The sequence below is a fragment of the Zoogloea sp. genome, assembly GCF_041914405.1.
Classification (GTDB): domain Bacteria; phylum Pseudomonadota; class Gammaproteobacteria; order Burkholderiales; family Rhodocyclaceae; genus Zoogloea.
The window spans coordinates 17,701-35,919 of sequence record NZ_JAYSDK010000034.1 but is presented as its reverse complement, the minus strand read 5'-3'; the positions used below and the strand labels follow the sequence as shown (position 1 = coordinate 35,919).

Below are 18,219 nucleotides of genomic sequence, written 5' to 3'. Positions count from 1 at the left end.
GCGTTATGCTTGCGGCCAGATTTGAAAAGCATCAGCGAACAGGAGAAGCACGTGGGAGGAGCAATGGCCGCTGGCTGGGACATGCAGGGCAACGAAGCGGGTGGGGCGCTGTACGACAGCGGCCCGCGCCTGCTGGCCGACGTGGGGGCGACCAATGCGCGCTTCGCGCTGGAGACCGCGCCGGGCCGGCTGGAGCAGCTGGCGGTGCTGACCTGTGCGGACTATCCGGGCTTCGTGGCGGTGGTGCAGGCCTATTTTGCCGGCCTGCGCGGGCTGCGGCCGCGCCATGCGGCGGTGGCCATCGCCAACCCCATCGACGGCGATTTCGTGAAGATGACTAACCGGGACTGGCAGTTCTCCATCGAGGAGGCGCGCCGTGGCCTGGACCTGGACACCTTGCTGGTCGTCAACGACTTCACCGCACTGGCCATGTCCCTGCCGTATCTCGGCAACCCGCAGCGCCGCCAGGTCGGCGGTGGCGAGGCGCGCCAGAACGCGGTGATCGGCCTGATCGGACCGGGCACCGGCCTGGGCGTTTCGGGGCTGATCCCCGCCGAGGACCGCTGGATCACGCTGGGTTCGGAAGGTGGCCACGTGAGCTTTGCGCCGGCGGACGAGCGTGAGGTGTTCATCCTGCAGTATGCGTGGAAGGAACTGCCCCACGTGTCCGCCGAGCGCCTGGTGTCCGGCCCCGGCCTGGAACTGATCTACCGGGCGCTGGCCGCGCGGAACGGTTTCGAGGCTCCGAGCCGCAGCGCGCCGGACATCGTGCAGGCGGTGCTGTCCGGCGATACCGGCCTGTGCGCCGAGACGGTGGAGTGCTTCTGCGCGATGCTCGGCACGGTGGCCGCCGACGTGGCGGTGACGCTCGGTGCGGTGGGCGGTATCTATATCGGTGCGGGCATCGTGCCGCGCCTCGGGGAGGTATTCGACCGTTCGGCCTTCCGCCAGCGCTTCGAGAGCAAGGGCCGCTTTGCCGACTACCTGGCGCAGATCCCGACCTATGTGATCACCGCCGCCAACCCGGCCTTCCTCGGCGTGGCGGCGATCCTCGGCGCCCACCTGCAGCGCGGCGAGTCGGAGAGCCCGATGCTCGGCAACATCCGCCGTGCCAAGGCCAGCCTGAGCCCGGCGGAGCAGCGCGTCGCCCAGTTCCTGCTCAACCAGCCGCGCATGTTCCTCAACGAACCGATCGTGGAGATCGCCCGCCATTCGGAAGTCAGCCAGCCGACGGTGATCCGTTTCTGCCGTTCGCTGGGCTTCCAGGGTCTGGCCGAGTTCAAGCGCAAGCTGGCCTCGGGGATCAGCGGCACGGTGCCGGTGCGCCACAGCCAGGTGCGGCTCGGCGACTCCGCGCCCGACCTGTCGGTGAAGGTGCTCGACAACACGGTCTCGGCGATCCTGCGCTTTCGCGACAGCCTCGACCCGGAGGCCGTCGAGAAGGCCATCGCGCTGCTGCAGAAGGCGCGGCGCATCGAGTTCTACGGCATGGGCAACTCGGCGGTGGTGGCCATCGACGGCCAGCACAAGTTCTTCCGCTTCCGCATACCGACGGTGGCCTATTCCGACTCGCGCCTGCAGATGATGGCGGCGGAGCTGCTCGGCAAGGACGACGTGGTGGTGGCGGTGTCCCGCTCCGGCGCGATGGCCGACATCCTGCAGGCGGTGGACCTGGCGCTGGCCGCCGGCGCCAGCGTCATCGCCATCACCACCAGCAATTCGCCGCTGGCCGCCAAGGCCACCGTGGCGCTGGCGGTAGACCACGCGGAGGACGGCACCAGCTACATCTCGATGGTGTCGCGCATCCTGCACCTGCTGATGATCGACATCCTGGCCGTCGGCGTCGCCGTGCGCCTGCTCGATCCGGCCGCTGCCGACCGGGAGCTGGGTAAAGGCCTGATCGGCGCGGTCGGCACACCCGCTCCAGGCGGACTCGGCAATTTGATCTCCCACGCCAGTTAAGGCATGCAGAGTGGTCCACCCGCGGCAGCCTGGCTCCCGCGGGTGGAAGGCTTGTCGGTATTAATTCAAGACGATGCGTGAATCGGATACACGGCACACGTTGCTCAGGCGCCAGCCTTTGGCCTCGGCCTTGCTGGCCGTGATGATCGTGCTGGCTGCATTGACAGGGACTGGCCACGGGCCGCCAAGCGGGTGGGCCGGCGCCAGCGCCTGGTTGGCAGCAGCGCTCCTGTGGCCGCGCCTGCCGGCTGCGCAGAAACGCCAGGCCGTGTTGCTGGCGGGTTGCGGGCTGCTGGCCTTCGGGGTGAGTCTGTTCAATGGTCAGCGTCCGGCGTGGCTCAGTGTGCTGACGCAGAATACGGCGCTGCTGGGCATGCTCGGGGCGGTCAGCTTCCTGCAGTTGCTCAATACGGCGGAGGACGCCCGCGAGACGCTGCCGCAAGGGCGAAAGGCCTTGTGGCGCACGGCACTTGGCGTGCATCTGCTGGGGGCGGTCATCAACCTGTCCGCGGTCTTCATCATGGCCGAGCGGATCAGGGCGACGGGCAAGCTCCGTCCCGAGCAGGCGATGATTCTCGGGCGGGCCTTTTTGGCGGCGGCCCTGTGGTCGCCCTTCTTTGCGGCCACCGCGGTTGCGCTGACAAATGCGCCGGGCGCCAATCCAATGCGGCTGGCCGGCATCGGCGCGGCGCTCGCTGCCGTGCTGCTGGTGCTGGCAGTGCGCGATATCGAAAGAGCGCTGGGCAACAGCAGCGCGACCTTTGTCGGCTACCCCATGCATCTGCGGGCGCTGCGTGTGCCGGCCTTGCTCTCCGTGCTGGTTGCGGCCGGGCATTGGCTGCTTCCGCAGTGGGCGGCGCTGTCCATCGTCAGTCTGTCTGCGCTGGCGATCGTCTGCGCGGTGACCTCCGTTGAGCGGGGCCCCAGGGCCGCCGCACGGTCGATCTACCGCCATGGCAGGGATCGCCTGCCCGGCATGTCCGGCGAGCTCATCCTGTTTCTGGCGGCCGGGGTCTTTGCCAGCGGCTTGCAGTCGCTGATCAGCCTCGGCGGCGTGTGGATGCCTTTCAGTGCATTCGGCACCTTCGAGGCGGCGATCATCCTCGCCCTGATGATCCTGCTGTCCATTCTCGGTATCCACGTGGTGATCTCGATCACCATCATGGCGTCCTGGCTGGCGCCGCTTCACCCGGAACCCGACCTGCTTGCCCTGGTCTTCGTCGAGTCGTGGGCCATTGGACTTGCCGCAGGGTCGATGTCCGGCATCCACATCGCCATCCAGGGGCGCTTCGGCGTCCCGGCCGGCACCTTGGCGCGCGGCAACATGCGCTATTGCCTGCAAGCCTACTGTCTCGCCGTCGTGTGGCTGGCGCTCGCTTCCAGATAAGGAAAACCCCCATCATGACCGCTCCCCTCGACCGTGAGCTCCGCCGGCCCATCTTGCTGCTCTCTGCGGCGGCTTTCGCCAGTGCTGTTTCCGCGCGCTTGTGCGACCCGATGTTGCCCGATCTGGCGCGGCAGTTCGCCGCCTCGCCGGCCGAGGTAGCCCACGTGGTGTCGGGCTTCGCGGTGGCCTACGGGCTGGTGCAGGCTTTCTTCGGGCCCCTGGGCGACCGCCTCGGCAAGTACCGTTTGATCGCGCTGACCACCCTGCTGTGCACCCTCGGTACACTCGGCGCCGCGCTGGCCGCGTCCCTCGACCTGCTGATCCTGGCGCGCGTATTCACCGGGGTGGCTGCGGCGGGCATCATTCCGCTCTCGATGGCCTGGATTGGCGACAAGGTCTCCTATGCGGAGCGCCAGCACACCCTGGCCCGCTTCATCGGCGGACAGATCGCCGGAGTGATTGCCGGCCAGCTGATCGGCGGGGTGCTCACCGATACGGTGGGCTGGCGCTGGGCCTTCGGCGTCGTCTGTCTGCTCTATCTGGTGATTGGCCTGCGCGTCCTGACGGAGTCGCGGCGCAATCCGCTGACCTACCCGCAGCCTGGCGCCACGGGCGGGCAGGGCGGGTTGGTGGCCCAGATGGGGAGCTTGTTCGGCGTGCCGTGGGCACGGGTGATCCTGGCGGTGGTCTTCGTCGAGGGCATGCTCGTGTTCGGCGGCCTGGCCTTCGTGCCGCTCTACCTGCATGACCGCTTTGCGCTGAGTATGTCGCAGGCGGGCTTGCTTATGGGCATGTTCGGGTTGGGCGGGCTGTCCTACATCCTGTTTGCCCGGCGCCTGGTGAAGTGGCTAGGGGAATTGGGCCTGGCCATTGGCGGTGCGGCCCTGATCGCGCTGGCCTGGCTGCTGATCGCCAGCGGCCCGGCGTGGGGCTGGGCCGTGCCGGCCTGCGCGCTGCTGGGGTTGGGTTACTACATGTTCCACAACACCCTGCAGACCCACGCAACCCAGATGGCGCCGCAGGTGCGGGGCACCGCGGTGTCCCTGTTCGCATCCTGCTTCTTCCTCGGCCAGGCGCTCGGCGTCTCAGCAGGCGGGCTGCTCTATGAAGCCCGCGGTGCGCTGATGGTCTTTGGCCTGGCGGCCAGCGTGATGGTGCCGCTGGGGGCCGTCTTCGCCGTGCTGCTCCGGCGGCACCACCGGCGCACGGCTTGCTTGCCCAGCGGCTGATGGCCACAAAAAAGCCGGCCCCGAAGGGCCGGCCGTCACGAGCAGGGGGGCTGCCGTGAGGTGATCAGCGGATCAGAAGCCGCCGCCGAAGCCTTCCGGATGGTGGCCGGGAGGCACGGCCGGCTTGTCGTCCGGCAGCTCGGCGACGATGGCGTCGGTGGTGAGGATCAGCGCCGCCACGGACGCGGCGTTCTGCAGCGCGGAGCGGGTCACCTTGGCCGGATCGAGCACGCCTTGCTCGACGAGGTCGCCGTAGGTGCCATTGCCGGCGTTGTAGCCGAAGTTGCCGTCGCCCTCGATGACCTTGTTAACCACCACCGAGGCTTCGTCGCCGGCGTTGGCGACGATCTGGCGCAGGGGCTCCTCGACGGCGCGCAGCACGATCTTGATGCCCGCATCCTGGTCGTGGTTGTCGCCCTTCAGTTCGGAGATGGCCTTGCGGGCGCGCAGCAGCGCCACGCCGCCGCCGGGCACCACGCCTTCTTCCACCGCCGCACGGGTGGCGTGCAGCGCGTCTTCCACGCGGGCCTTCTTCTCCTTCAGCTCGACTTCGGTGGCAGCGCCAACCTTGATCACTGCCACGCCGCCGGCCAGCTTGGCCTTGCGCTCCTGCAGCTTCTCCTTGTCGTAGTCGGAAGTGGCTTCGGCGATCTGCGCGTCGATGATCCCCACGCGGGCCTTGATGGCGTCGGCGCTGCCGAGGCCGTCCACTACGGTGGTGTTTTCCTTGCCGACTTCGATGCGCTTGGCCTGGCCGAGGTCGTCCAGGGTGGCCTTGTCCAGCGTCAGGCCGACTTCCTCGGCGATCACGCGGCCGCCGGTCAGGATGGCGATGTCTTCCAGGATGGCCTTGCGGCGGTCGCCGAAGCCCGGCGCCTTGACGGCGACAACCTTCAGGATGCCGCGGATGGTGTTGACCACCAGCGTCGCCAGGGCTTCGCCTTCCACGTCCTCGGCGATGATCAGCAGCGGCCGGCCGGCCTTGGCCACTTGCTCCAGCACCGGCAGCAGGTCGCGGATGTTGGAGATCTTCTTGTCGAACAGCAGGATGAAGGGATCGTCCAGCGCGGCGATCTGCTTGTCCGGGTTGTTGATGAAGTAGGGCGACAGGTAGCCGCGGTCGAACTGCAAGCCTTCCACCACGTCCAGCTCGTTGGCCAGGGACTTGCCGTCTTCCACCGTGATCACGCCGGACTTGCCGACGCGGTCGATGGCGTCGGCGATGATCTGGCCGATGTCGGCATCGGAGTTGGCGGAGATGGCGCCGACCTGGGCGATTTCCTTGCTGGTGGTGGTCGGGCGGGCGATGTTCTTGATCTCTTCGACGATGGCGACGACGGCCTTGTCGATGCCGCGCTTGAGATCGGTGGGGTTGTAGCCGGCGGCCACGTACTTGAAGCCTTCACGCACGATGGCTTGGGCCAGCACGGTGGCGGTGGTGGTGCCGTCGCCCGCGTTGTCGGAGGTCTTGGACGCGACTTCCTTCACCAGTTGTGCGCCGATGTTCTCGTACTTGTCCTTCAGCTCGATTTCCTTGGCGACGGACACGCCGTCCTTGGTCACGGTCGGGGCACCGAAGGCACGCTCGAGGACCACGTTGCGGCCCTTGGGGCCGAGGGTGACCTTGACCGCGTCGGCCAGGATGTTGACGCCGACGACGATGCGGGCACGGGCGTCGTCGCCGAAGAGGACTTTCTTGGATGCCATGAGTGGAGAGCTCCTGATTCTTTATGAGTTGTCGGGTGCGGGGCTGAAAGATCAGCCTTCGATGATGGCGATGACGTCTTCCTCGCGCAGCACGAGGGCGTCGCTGCCGTCGATCTTGACGGCCTGGCCGGCATACTTTCCGAACAGCACGCGGTCGCCGACCTTGACGGCCAGCGGACGCAGCTCGCCACTGGCGAGCAGCTTGCCGTTGCCGACAGCCAGCACTTCACCCTGATCGGGCTTTTCACCGGCGCTGTCGGGGATGACGATGCCGCTGGCGGTGGTGCGCTCCGGATCGAGGCGCTTGACGATGACGCGGTCGTAGAGCGGACGAATAGCCATTTTTCTGAGTTCTCCGTTGCGTGATTTGAACAATCCGGCCGGCCTGCGATGGCAGGGCTGCGGCCTTGGCTTTCCTATCGCAAGGGCAATGCCAGCACTCAACGCCTTTGATTGCTAACAAAAATCTTCCAGAGGCCGTATCTGGCGCTGCTTGAATTTCAACAGCGATGCTCTGCGCCTGCCTCGATGGCAGCACTTTTCCGTCTTCATGAATGAGCGTGAATTCAAAATATTCAATAGCTTAGCTGTGCTGATGGAATAGTGCTTATGCCCCGTCCGGCTGCAATGCATATCGAAAGAATTTGGTTTGGTGCGCTGCGGGGCCACGACACACTCACGTCATTCGTGCTCCAGCACGCTTTGAAGGAGTCGCCGATATGCAGGCAGTGATCGTGGGAGCGGACCGCATCGAAGGTATCCGCAGTGAAATCCTGCGGGTGGCCGACCAGTTCGGCATCAAGCAGATCGACCATTGGACCGGCCGCAAGGCTTCCGAGAACCGGCGCCAACTGTCGCGCCGTACCGGGCTGGTGGTCTTCATGTGCGATCGCGCCAATCACATGCTGATGCGCAATGTGCGCAAGCAGGCCGAAGACCTGGGCATTCCGATGGTTTTCTGCCGGCACTCCGCCACCGAGGTGCGCGAGCGCCTGGACGACCTGAGCTGTGCGCTCTGCCAGCACCGCAAACCGAATGCGTGAGCGTACGGAAGCGAACGCTGCGATTCACGCTACGAATCGCAGTGTCTCCGGCAAGCAGCGCATTTATAGCTCCACCTAAACGACACATCGCGTCGTATGATGAGGACGTTCCCACCTCATCAGGAGCCCCCATGGCCGTCGCTCACCAATCCCGGGTCGACCGTCTGAAACTTCTACAGAAGTGCATCCCCAGGAGCCAGGCCGGGGACGATTATCCGGACGCAAGGCAGTTGCTTACCAAGCTGGCCGAGCAGTACGAATCCAGCAAAACCGACAGTGCCCGGATGCGCTCGATCCAGCGCGACCTGGATGAGCTGGTGAATGATGGCTTTATCGAAGTCGTCAATCCGGGTGGAAAGCCATTGCGGTATCGGCGGATGATCGACCTCGGCGTCACCGATCCGCGCCTGTGGGCGTACGCGCAAAAGCTGATGCGCTCCCTGATCCGCGACGCGGTGCCTGCAAAGCGCCTGGACAAGATCTGGGAAGCCCTGCGCGAGGAGGGTGAGGAATTCGGCTTGGGAGAGGACAAGCTGTGCATCCTCAGCGATACCCAGCGCCTGCTGCCCGCCGAGTTCAAGGAAGAGGTCCTGCTCGCGGCCCTCGAAGCGCTTGCTCAATCCCTAACCTTGAGTGCTACCTACCGTGACGGTGGCGGGAGCCTGACCCATCCGACCCTGCACCCACAGGCCTTGCTGCAGCGTGGGCCGCGCCTGTATCTGTTCGCGCTCAAGAATGACGAGGCCGAGCCCCTGCGCATGTATGCGTTGCACCGCTTCACGTCCGCCAAGGTCGGCACTGCGCCGGTTCGCAAGGCCGAGGGTTTCAGCCTGAAGGAGGCCGTACGCAAGGGGCAGGCGGATTTTGCCGGCAATGGCGAGGTGGATCTGGAGTTGCGGGTGCGGGGCTATGTCACCGAGCTGCTGCGCGACTGCAAGCTGGCCGAGAATCAGGTTATCGAGGATGAGCCGGATGGAAGTCCGTTCAAGGCCCGCGTGCGCGCAAAGGTTCCGGAAACCGGGCAGCTGCTACGCTGGCTGCTGGGTTGTGGCGACAACGTAGAGGTGTTGGCCCCAGCCAAGTGGCGGGAAGTCGTCATCAGTCAGATCGAGAAAATGCGCGCCATCTACCCACCTCGTGACGGCAGTTGAGCCTGGGGCTACGCCCCCTTTGTTGTTCCGTCGAGTGCCTTTTGGAGCGCCTGCTGCGCAGTTTCGAGCTGCGCAATCAAGGTGTGCACCCTTGGCGTATCGCCTATCGAATGCCGTAGCAACTCATCAAGCTCCTTCGCTGCGTCAAACACGGCGGTAAAACCAAGATTGCCGGCCCCTCCTTTAAGCGTGTGCACAGCACGTTCTGCTGCTGAGCAATCCGGGGTATGACCGGGATGAAGGGAAAACATATACATATCCCCTGTAAGTCTTTGTTTTGTATGAGTGCAAATTTCAACGTCGGATCGTTGAGTATCTGCATGACCGCGGGAAAATACCTTAGACTGACATCCGTCCGATAACGACGGTGGAGTGTCAGGTGGCATCTCTTGAGAACACGGCGTACCCCCAGTTCCTGAGCTTCTACTCCCAAGATGATTTGGAGCAGTTTTTCCCGCTCCCCGAGGATGACATTCCTTGGCTACACGCCAAAGCACGGTCAGCTTCTGCAAGACTCAGTCTGGCAGTATTGCTCAAGTGCTTTCAGCATCTTTGGCACTTCCCTCCAGAAGAGTCCATCCCGCCTGAAGTCATCAATCACATCCGCAAACAGCTGAAACTCGGTGACTCGATCGCTTTCGATTACTCAGATGGAATGAGGCTGTCTCGTCGTCGAACGGCAATTCTTGAATATCTCAAGGTGCAGTCTTTCTATGCCGGCGGTGCGAACTCGATGGCTCGGACCGAACGCCTTGCTCTCGATGCTGCTGAGCTGCTAGATCAACGATCCGACATCATCAATGCCATGATCGAGGGGTTGATCATGGTGCGATACGAACTCCCGGCCTTCTCGACGCTGGAGGATCTGGCTGAGAGAGCCCATGTCGCGGTGCAGACGCGGATTTTCGAATCGGTTTCTGGGCGCATCGGCGACGCGCACCGTGAAAACCTAAAAGCGCTCCTGCAGACGGACAAGTTCGAGCAGCGCCAAAGTGAATACAACCGGCTCAAGAAATCAGCGAAACGCCCGACCCGCAAGCACTTGGAAACACTGGTTGATCACCTGGAGTGGCTGGAGTCGATCCCTGGGTTGGAGAGGGTCTTCGAGGGAATCCCGGACACCAAGGTGCGTTATTTTGCCGGACAGGCGATGGTCTACGATGTATCGGAACTGAAGGAGTGTGGCGAAGCCAAGCGTTACACGCTGATGGTTGCTCTGATCCACCGCATGCAGGTTCGCGCCCGGGATCAGCTGGCTGAAATGTTCCTTCGCCGCGTGGCCACCATCCACAAACGCGCGAAGGAAGAGCTGGAAAGGATACAGATCGACCAGCGGGGTCAGGTCGAGCGCCTTGTCGGAACATTGGACGGTGTGTTGTCGATCCTGGCGGACGAGCCAGACAATGCTGCTGCCGGCGCCCAGATTCGAGAGTATCTTGAGCCTGCGGGAGGCATCGAACAGGTTCGAGAGCGCTGTGCTCAGATACAGGCCAGCAGCGGCAATAATTATCTGCCGTTGATCTGGAAGCATTTCCGGCCTCACCGCTCGTTGCTCTTCAGGCTCGCACATCTTCTTGATATTCGTCCGACCAGCCAGGATCGAACATTGATCGACGCGCTTGAAGTCATCAAGCTGTATCAGGACAAGCATCGCATCGACTGGATTGGAGACAGCGTAGACCTCTCGTTCGCCGCGGAACGCTGGCGCAAGCTTCTGCGCACCGGCGATACTGCTGGCATCCATGCAGGAATCAGCCGTCGTCACCTGGAAATCTGCGTGTTCTCACACCTGGCAGAGGATCTGCGCGCGGGGGATCTCAGCATCGCCGGTTCGGAGGAATTCGCGGATTACCGTGATCAGTTGATTCCCTGGGAAGAGTGCCAGGCACTCCTTCCCGCCTACTGCGAGAAAATCGGACTTCCGCTCAAGTCGGATGACTTTGTGAAGGGACTACGCGACGCACTCAGCAAGACTGCACAGACGTTGGACGAGAGGTTTCCCGAGTGCCATGGTGACGTGATTCTGAATGCCTTCGGAGAGCCGGTGCTGCGTAAGACGACTGCCCGCGAAATCCCGCAATCCGCGGTGGCACTGCAGAATGCGCTGACGGAACGCATGCCCTCACGGCACATCCTTGACGTGCTGGGAAACATCGAGCAATGGGTGGGATTCACCCGACATTTCGGCCCGCTTTCCGGCAACATGGCCAAGATCAAGCAGCCTGCCGAACGCTATCTGCTGACCATCTTTGCCATGGGTTGCAACCTGGGTCCTAGTCAGGCCGCGCGGCATCTAAGCAACAACGGCATCACGCCGCACATGCTCTCGTTCGTTAATCGCCGCCACTTGTCGATCGAGAGCCTCGAAGCCGCGCAGCGCGAACTCAACGAGGTCTATCTTCGGCTGGATCTGCCCAAGATCTGGGGGGACGGCAAGACCGTTGCCGCCGACGGTACGCAATACGACTTCTTCGATGAGAATCTGCTGGCCGGATATCATTTTCGGTATCGCAAGATGGGCGCTGTGGCTTACCGCCACGTTGCCAACAACTACATCGCGGTGTTCCGGCACTTCATCGCCCCCGGTGTCTGGGAGGCCATTTACGTCATCGAAGGGTTGCTCAAGGCGGGCCTGTCTGTCGAATCTGATACGGTGCATTCCGACACTCAGGGGCAGTCTTCGACGGTTTTCGCCTTTACCCATCTTCTGGGCATCAAGCTGATGCCCAGAATCCGGAACTGGAAGAATCTGACGCTCTACCGACCTGAAAAGGCCGCGAAATACGAACACATCAACCGCCTGTTCTCCGGTGTGGTGAACTGGGGGTTGATCGAGCGCCACTGGAAAGACCTGATGCAGGTTGCGCTTTCCATCTACGCGGGCCGGATCTCTTCCGCCACGCTGCTCCGTAAGCTGGGCTCCAGCAGTCGCAAGAACCGTCTTTTCTTCGCTGCTCAAGAGTTGGGGAATGTCGTTCGGACCATGTTCCTGTTGGAGTGGATCGGCAACCGGGAGATGCGCCAGGAGATCACGGCCAACACCAACAAGGTCGAGTCCTATAACGGCTTTGCAAAATGGGTCTCATTCGGTGGAGACGTCATCGCCGTCAATGAGCCGGACGAGCAGCAGAAGCGGTTGCGCTACAACGATCTCGTGGCTTCAGCCCTGATTCTCCATAACACTGTTGACATGATCCGGACGCTTCAACGCATGAAGCGGGAGGGATGGAAGATTTCGGACGAGGAAGTGTCCTTCCTGAGTCCCTACCAGGTGGCGCACGTGAAGCGTTTCGGGGTTTACAGCCTCAAACTCAATCGCAAGCCCGAAGCCTGGATTGGCGACACCACGTTCAAAGAGGCTGCGGCCTCCGTCCAATATGCGCGGCAGGCAAAAACCAAGGCTGAATCAAAATGAAAATACCGCCTCCGAACTTTTTAACAACGCCGTACGGCGACGTGAACGCGGCCAAACTGGTTGATCTGCAAGACGGCTATGACACAACTGAGTTGCTGAGGCAGGTTGAACACCTGGAGCCGATCATGCGGCGCCTCAAACAGAGCAATGGGATTCGAGACGACATCCTGCGCCTTCACCGTATGGCCCACACGGTGATCAACGGTGCTCCGCTTAGTGAGCCCTATAAGGAGGATTTGTGGGAGGCGGCAGCTGCGCTGGTAGAAGAGCTTCAGTCGGTGGCCAGGGCGTGCTGCGACATTGCAGACGCGATTCAGCCCCTCGCGGATCTTGAACCCCACTTAGAGGATTGATCGGCATGGGTCTTCACCTACCGGCGCATGATGCTTCCGCGAGACTCCGCCCAGTTTCTGCAGAAACCCAGGCCTGCAGCATCGAATTCAGTCTGTAGCGATGCAGTGAGGCGTCGGCCGTCACAGTAGTCGGCATCGTTGGAGCTGATGAAAAGGACTGAGGGCGCGCCGGCATTCTGGAGGTTTTCTCGGGCGATACGCAGTGCGAATTCGGTAATCACACAATCCGGCAAGCTGGATTTGCCCCGCTTCGCAGGCGCAACGCCTTTCAAGGAGCGCATGCCCGCACGTCGGACATCTTCGTCGGAGGTCGGGAGCTCTTGGGCGGCATTGATCAGGTCTCGCGCAAAGCTTACGCAATCCGCGATCCATTGGGCCGCGTCATGAGTCAAAGGGCTCGGCGTTCGGGCTAACAGAATGTCCAGTGTCTGGTGTGCATGGGAGAGATTCGACAGCGTCCGGGAAAGCTCTTGAACCGCGTCATCTTGGACCTTTGGTAGGTTCAGTTCAAACTCTTCGCGAACTAGCGAAGGGATGACGATACGGAATTCCTGAGCTTGAGCGCGTACCCGGCTGGAGACATCGACGAGTGCTCGTGAACTCTCTGGGGAGAATTCGCGTCGGACTGGCGATCGAACGATATCCAGCAGGACACAGGTATCGAGAATGAAGACCCACGGCCGACGAACGTCCTCATCGTCGGTGCTCATGCGTTCTGCTCGGCAAATTTCAAAAGGCCTCGTCCGAACTCATATTCGATGGCCAGATCACTTGCACGCTCGAAGGTCCAGCCTCCTTGCTCCATCAGCCATCGCTGCAGCATGTCCGTGTCCAGTTCGCATCGGTCTTGATGGCAGTGCAGAAGAAAAGCAAACCAGCGCTCCCTGTCCAGCGTGTGGGCCGAGCCTGTTCCATGGTTGGCCAGAATGCTGAAGCGCCGCAAGGCGTCCCCTGCCGCGGGGCTGACCCATGCCGTAAAAGGCTTCAAGTCGTCGGTGAGTTCGCATTTGAGCCCCAATGCCACAGCAGCAGGTTGTATCGCGCTTGTGGTCAGTTCAACCAGGACTGCGTTGTACTCCTGGACGGACAACTGACTTTTTTCGAGCGGGACGATGTTGACGACCTCCGCTTTCTCGCCGTCAGTCAGCATGGCGACCCCGGAAGCGGGTAACCCTCCAGAACCATCCCTCTCGAAAACAAGCAGCGATCTATCGCCGAACATGCGGGTATTTTCCTGCTCCTTGGTCTTGTCGCGTAACCAGTGCGCGGGCAAGTTCTCCTGGATCACATCTCCCAAGCGCTCAAGGGCCGGAGAAGGGCCGCGAACCGTCAGTTCCCGAAAAACGAGGAAGGAGCCCAAATCGTTATCCATGTGAATCAATCCCAGGTGGTGTTGGTCGCAGGTTCGTGGAAGCGTGTTTCGAGTCCGCAGTGATTGTCATCCGCAAGCTGATACATCGTGTCGATCAACTCATAGATCGTTTCGTCCAGCGCATCTCTGGATACAAGGGGAATCGCCAGTTCGTACTCGGAGCCGTCCGCGTTGAGACGGCGCATGTTCAAGGGTTCGAAGCAGTGCTGTTCAATGGCTTGGCGGGCCCGGTTCATGCCGCGCGCTGACTCGCTCAGACGGATCAACGTGAGTTTTACGCGGATAGTGGCAGTCTCGGACGCAAGGCGTGACTCCGCCGGCGCGGTTTTATCTTCAGCAGGCACCTCCCGCAAGATCAACCCCTTCTCGAATCGCGCCTGCAGCCCGGAATCCACTGCATCGATGTAACGCATGGCCGACTTGATGTCCTTCCAGCCGACATAGGCCATCAAGTCCTTCACGTCCCAACCGCTGGCCCGGGCCCACCCTGCAAAGCCTCGGCGCAGTGAGTGACTGCTGTAGTCTCCCGATTCCTCGATCCCCGCAGCAGCAAAGATCTCCCGCAGCAGCGGGATCAGGCTTCCCGGATGCAGTCCCGTCGGCGCGAGGCTTCCCCATCGCCCAATCTTCCGAAAAACCTCACCTTCGACGAGTCCCGCGGTTGCGATCCATGTCGAATATGCGGTCACGGGACAGAGTCTCGACAAGGCCGGACATTGGAAGCGCCGTCCCGCAAATTCCCTGTCTCCTTTGCTTCGCGGGAGATAGCAGGTCAAGCCTTCGCCCGGGACGACCTCGATGTATTCAATGCGCAGACTGGAAAGTTCGTCCGCTCTAAAGCCCCGCCAGAAACCAACGAGGACAAGTGCCCGATCGCGGGTATACCGGAGGAGCGCCCGTCGATCGTCAGATTCTTGAGCAAGGGCAATCCCTCGGTTAAGCCAATCGACAATATGCTGCAGACGGTCAAGTTCGAGGGGTTTGGCCTGCTTCTCCTGACTGGGATGGAGCGCACGGATGCCCTTGAGAACCTGGCGAATCAGGGGGGCTTTGGTCGGATCAACGAAACCGTGATCGGCATGCCACCGTGCCAGCGCTGCCAAACGCTGGCGCAGCGTGCTGGACGCAAGCTTGCTGCCGTAGTCGGCCAGATAGCGGGCAACTGAGTCAGTGGTGGCCGGCAAGAAGCCTCCCCATTCGACCTCGAAGTGTCGCAAGGCCGACTCGTAGCTCAGTCGGGTGTTTTCCCGCTGGGCAGCTTCAAGGTATTGGTCAAGGCGGTTCATGAAGCATCAAGGGTATGACAAAACCACCACAGGGGAAACAAGCCAAATCCCGTAAAAGGCTATGGGTGAATGAGCGGACTCGCAAGCCTGTCGGCCGCCGTTGAATGGGGCTGCCGGCAGGCTTGTGTGGATGAGCGCTCAGGGAAACATCAATTAGTCCCAGGTGAATCCTCGCCTTCAATGTCTTCATCTGAGCCGTGTGCCAAGCGATATAGCAGTGGCAGCACAAGCAGAGTAAGGATGGTCGATGAGAGGATGCCACCAATCACGACAGTGGCCAGGGGGCGCTGAACTTCCGCACCCGTCCCTGTTGCGATCGCCATCGGCACAAAACCCAGGGATGCCACCAGCGCCGTCATGAGAACGGGGCGCAGACGGGTCAAAGCCCCTTCGCGGATCGCGGGATCAAGCGCCTGGCCTTCCTCGCGCAGGCTGCGGATATAAGCAATCATCACCAGGCCATTCAGTACCGCAACGCCGCACAAGGCAATGAAGCCCACTGCCGCCGAGATGGAAAGGGGAATGTCACGTAGCCACAGGGCAATGATGCCTCCGGTCAGTGCGAACGGGATGCCCGAAAACACCAGGAGGCCATCCTTTATGTTGCCGAACATCGCAAAGAGCAACACAAAAACGAGAAGCAGCGCAACGGGCACGACGACTTGCAGGCGTGCCGTGGCGGACTGCAGGTTCTCAAAGGTGCCTCCCCACGTTGTCCAGTATCCTGCGGGTACCTTGATTTGTGAGAGACCCCGTTCGGCCTCCCCAACGAAGGAACCGATATCCCGACCTCGTACATTGGCACTCACCACGATTCGTCGTTTGCCGTTTTCCCGGCTCACCTGGTTGGGGCCGGGGGCCAGGTCCAGGGTGGCGATCTCGGCCAGTGGAATGAAATTCGCCCGGGTCTCTCCTGCGGCACCGCCGCGTGGCAATGGAATCGGGAGCCGCCTGATCGCCTCCAGATCACTCCTCAGGTTGTCGGGCAGCCGGACCTGGATGTCAAAACGACGATCGCCTTCGAAGACGGTCCCGGCTTCACGACCACCGACCGCAGTCGCCACAGCATCCTGCACATCCCCGACATTCAGCCCGTAGCGGGAACTCTTGTCCCTGTCGATTTGAACGGTCAACACTGGCAAGCCCGTGGTTTGCTCCACCTTCACTTCGGAGGCTCCATTGATTTTTTCCAGCATGGCGGCAATCTCCGTGGCCGTTCCATTCAGAACGTCCATGTCGTCGCCAAAGATCTTGATGGCCACATCACTTCGGACACCGGAGATCAACTCGTTAAAACGAAGCTGGATGGGTTGAGAGAACTCATAATTGTTTCCAGGCAAGGTGGCCACTTCGGCCTGAATGGCTTCCAGCAAGGTGTCACGCGCTCGCCTGGGCTCGGGCCAGTCCTTCTCGGGCTTGAGCATGATGTAGCCATCCGAGATGTTAGGCGGCATCGGGTCCGAAGCGATTTCGGCCGTCCCCGTCCGTGCAAAGACACGCTCGACCTCTGGGAATTTCTCTTTCAGTCGGCTCTCCAGCTGCCGCTGCATGGCTACCGACTGCGTCAGGCTGGTACCCGGGATGCGCAGGGCCTGGATGGCGAAATCACCTTCATTGAGATTCGGAATGAACTCGCTGCCCATCCGCATGGCGATCAGACCACTGAGCATCACTGTCACGAGGGCAAACGTGAGCACGACGGGCTTGGCGCTCATGGCCCACTGGAGTGCAGGTGCGTAGGCCTCCTTGGCCAAGTGCATCAGGCGGTTCTCCTTCTCGGACACCTTGTCACCGATGAAGAGAGCCACCGCGGCTGGGATGAAGGTCACCGACAGGATCATCGCGCCCAGGAGTGCAATGACGACGGTAAAGGCCATCGGATGGAACATCTTGCCCTCGACGCCGGTCAGGGCAAAGATCGGCAGGTAGACCACCATGATGATCAGTTGCCCAAAAAGCAATGCTCGACGCGACTCGCGCGAGGCTTTGAAAACCTCGTGGAAGCGCTCCGTCCGGTTCAGGGGACGGCCCAGGGATGCCCGCGCATGGGATAGCCGGCGGACACAGTTCTCGACGATCACCACGGCACCGTCGATGATGATGCCAAAATCGAGCGCGCCGAGACTCATCAGGTTGGCACTCACCTTGTTGGCCACCATGCCTGAGAACGTAAACAGCATCGCCAGAGGGATGATGCAGGCGGTGATAAGTGCGGCCCGGATGTTGCCGAGGAACAGGAACAGGATGGCGATGACGAGAATGGCGCCTTCCAGGAGGTTCTTTTTCACCGTGGCAATCGCCTTGTCCACCAGCGTGGTGCGGTCATAGACGGTGACTGCCTCCACCCCGGCAGGCAGGTTGCGGTTGATCTCCTCCATTTTCTTGACCACGGCCTGGGAAACTGTGCGGCTATTCTGGCCGATCAGCATGAAGACGGTGCCGAGCACCACCTCACGACCATTATCGGTGGCAGCCCCAGTGCGAAGCTCCCGGCCAATGCCTACCTCGGCCACGTCACGGATGCGGATCGGGAGACCCTGCGCGGTGCCGATGATGACGTTGCGAATGTCCTCTTCGGTCTTCACCTGCCCGGGCGCGCGAACCAGGTATTGCTCCCCTCGTTTTTCGATGTAGCCGGCCCCGACATTGCCATTGTTACGTTCCAGCGCGGTGACGATCTCTTGGAGCGTCATGCCGTAGGCCGCCAGGCGTTCCGGCAAGGGAGCGACCTGATATTCCTTGGCATAGCCGCCAATGGAATTGATTTCCGTCACGCCCGGCACATTGCGCAGTTGTGGCTTGATGATCCAATCCTGTATCTCCCGCAGGTCGATGGGGGTGTAGGGGCTGCCATCCGGTTTCCTGGCGTCTTCCTTTGCTTCCACCGTCCATAGGTAGATTTCGCCGAGCCCGGTCGATATCGGCCCCAGGGCTGGCGATATGCCGGCGGGCAGCTTGTCCCGCGCGCCTTGGATCCGTTCGTTCACCAGTTGTCGTGCGAAGTAGATGTCGGTCCCATCCTTGAAGATCACCGTCACCTGGGACAGACCGTAGCGAGACAAGGAGCGTGTCTGGACCAGGTTGGGCAGACCGGCCATCACCGTTTCGATGGGGTAGGTCACCCGCTGCTCCGTTTCAAGCGGGGAGTAGCCCGGGGCCAGGGTATTGATCTGGACCTGGACATTGGTGATGTCGGGCACGGCGTCGATGGGAAGCTTCTGGTAACTGAAGACCCCCAGCGCAGCCATCCCGAAAACCGCCAGAAGGATGAGCCAGCGCTGTTCAATGGAAAAGCGAATGATGCGTTCAAACAT

14 protein-coding genes are annotated in these 18,219 nt (G+C 61.8%); 7 read left to right on the top strand and 7 right to left on the bottom strand.

Translation table 11 applies throughout. From position 1 onward, the window contains the following. Positions 1-63: 63 nt before the first annotated feature. The 3 genes from ACE3RX_RS18440 to ACE3RX_RS18430 all read left to right on the top strand — a co-directional run bounded on the left by ACE3RX_RS18440 (position 64) and on the right by ACE3RX_RS18430 (position 4,578). Entirely contained in the window at positions 64-1,962 is a 1,899-nt protein-coding gene (locus ACE3RX_RS18440) for a glucokinase (RefSeq protein ID WP_374486426.1), read from the top strand. 118 nt (positions 1,963-2,080) lie between these two features. Beyond that, positions 2,081-3,349: a hypothetical protein gene (locus ACE3RX_RS18435; RefSeq protein WP_374486425.1), complete on the top strand. Its 1,269-nt coding sequence runs from the start codon at positions 2,081-2,083 to the stop codon at positions 3,347-3,349. A 14-nt stretch (positions 3,350-3,363) separates the two neighbouring features. Further along, entirely contained in the window at positions 3,364-4,578 is a 1,215-nt protein-coding gene (locus tag ACE3RX_RS18430) for an MFS transporter (RefSeq protein ID WP_374486424.1), read from the top strand. 72 nt (positions 4,579-4,650) lie between these two features. Here ACE3RX_RS18430 and groL read toward each other — a convergent pair whose 3' ends face one another. Together groL and ACE3RX_RS18420 are read right to left on the bottom strand one after the other, a co-directional pair. Continuing rightward, positions 4,651-6,285, bottom strand: a complete 1,635-nt coding sequence (groL, locus tag ACE3RX_RS18425; RefSeq protein ID WP_374486423.1) for a chaperonin GroEL — start codon at positions 6,283-6,285, stop codon at positions 4,651-4,653. A gap of 51 nt (positions 6,286-6,336) precedes the next feature. Beyond that, positions 6,337-6,627 carry a co-chaperone GroES gene (locus tag ACE3RX_RS18420; RefSeq protein ID WP_079437001.1) on the bottom strand — a complete coding sequence of 97 codons (291 nt, stop codon included), beginning with the start codon at positions 6,625-6,627 and terminating at the stop codon, positions 6,337-6,339. Positions 6,628-7,004: 377 nt separating this feature from the next. Here ACE3RX_RS18420 and ACE3RX_RS18415 point away from each other — a divergent pair, with 377 nt between their 5' ends. Both ACE3RX_RS18415 and ACE3RX_RS18410 read left to right on the top strand, forming a co-directional pair. Beyond that, positions 7,005-7,328, top strand: a complete 324-nt coding sequence (locus tag ACE3RX_RS18415; protein ID WP_374486422.1) for a DUF2325 domain-containing protein — start codon at positions 7,005-7,007, stop codon at positions 7,326-7,328. 131 nt (positions 7,329-7,459) lie between these two features. After that, complete coding sequence (locus ACE3RX_RS18410; protein ID WP_374486421.1) at positions 7,460-8,479, top strand: helix-turn-helix transcriptional regulator; 1,020 nt, start codon at positions 7,460-7,462, stop codon at positions 8,477-8,479. Positions 8,480-8,487: 8 nt separating this feature from the next. Here ACE3RX_RS18410 and ACE3RX_RS18405 read toward each other — a convergent pair whose 3' ends face one another. Then, on the bottom strand, positions 8,488-8,730 hold the full coding sequence (locus ACE3RX_RS18405) for an Hpt domain-containing protein (protein WP_374486420.1): 243 nt from the start codon (positions 8,728-8,730) through the stop codon (positions 8,488-8,490). A 128-nt stretch (positions 8,731-8,858) separates the two neighbouring features. On the opposite strand from ACE3RX_RS18405, the gene ACE3RX_RS18400 reads away from it, so the two are divergent. Next, complete coding sequence (locus tag ACE3RX_RS18400) at positions 8,859-11,894, top strand: Tn3 family transposase (RefSeq protein WP_374486419.1); 3,036 nt, start codon at positions 8,859-8,861, stop codon at positions 11,892-11,894. Continuing rightward, entirely contained in the window at positions 11,891-12,247 is a 357-nt protein-coding gene (gene tnpC, locus ACE3RX_RS18395; protein WP_079436229.1) for a Tn3 family transposase post-transcriptional regulator TnpC, read from the top strand. The genes ACE3RX_RS18400 and tnpC overlap by 4 nt, the downstream gene beginning before the upstream one ends. Before the next feature lie 17 nt (positions 12,248-12,264). Here the strand turns inward: tnpC and ACE3RX_RS18390 are convergent, their stop codons facing one another. From ACE3RX_RS18390 to ACE3RX_RS18375, 4 genes are all read right to left on the bottom strand, one after another. Further along, positions 12,265-12,957, bottom strand: a complete 693-nt coding sequence (locus tag ACE3RX_RS18390; RefSeq protein WP_079436228.1) for a PIN domain-containing protein — start codon at positions 12,955-12,957, stop codon at positions 12,265-12,267. After that, positions 12,954-13,619, bottom strand: coding sequence for a hypothetical protein (locus ACE3RX_RS18385; RefSeq protein ID WP_374486418.1), 666 nt, complete (start codon positions 13,617-13,619; stop codon positions 12,954-12,956). Before ACE3RX_RS18385 ends, ACE3RX_RS18390 begins: the two co-directional genes overlap by 4 nt. A gap of 5 nt (positions 13,620-13,624) precedes the next feature. Next, positions 13,625-14,905: a site-specific integrase gene (locus tag ACE3RX_RS18380; protein ID WP_374486417.1), complete on the bottom strand. Its 1,281-nt coding sequence runs from the start codon at positions 14,903-14,905 to the stop codon at positions 13,625-13,627. Between the two features lie 149 nt (positions 14,906-15,054). Beyond that, positions 15,055-18,219 carry a CusA/CzcA family heavy metal efflux RND transporter gene (locus tag ACE3RX_RS18375; protein WP_374486416.1) on the bottom strand — a complete coding sequence of 1,055 codons (3,165 nt, stop codon included), beginning with the start codon at positions 18,217-18,219 and terminating at the stop codon, positions 15,055-15,057.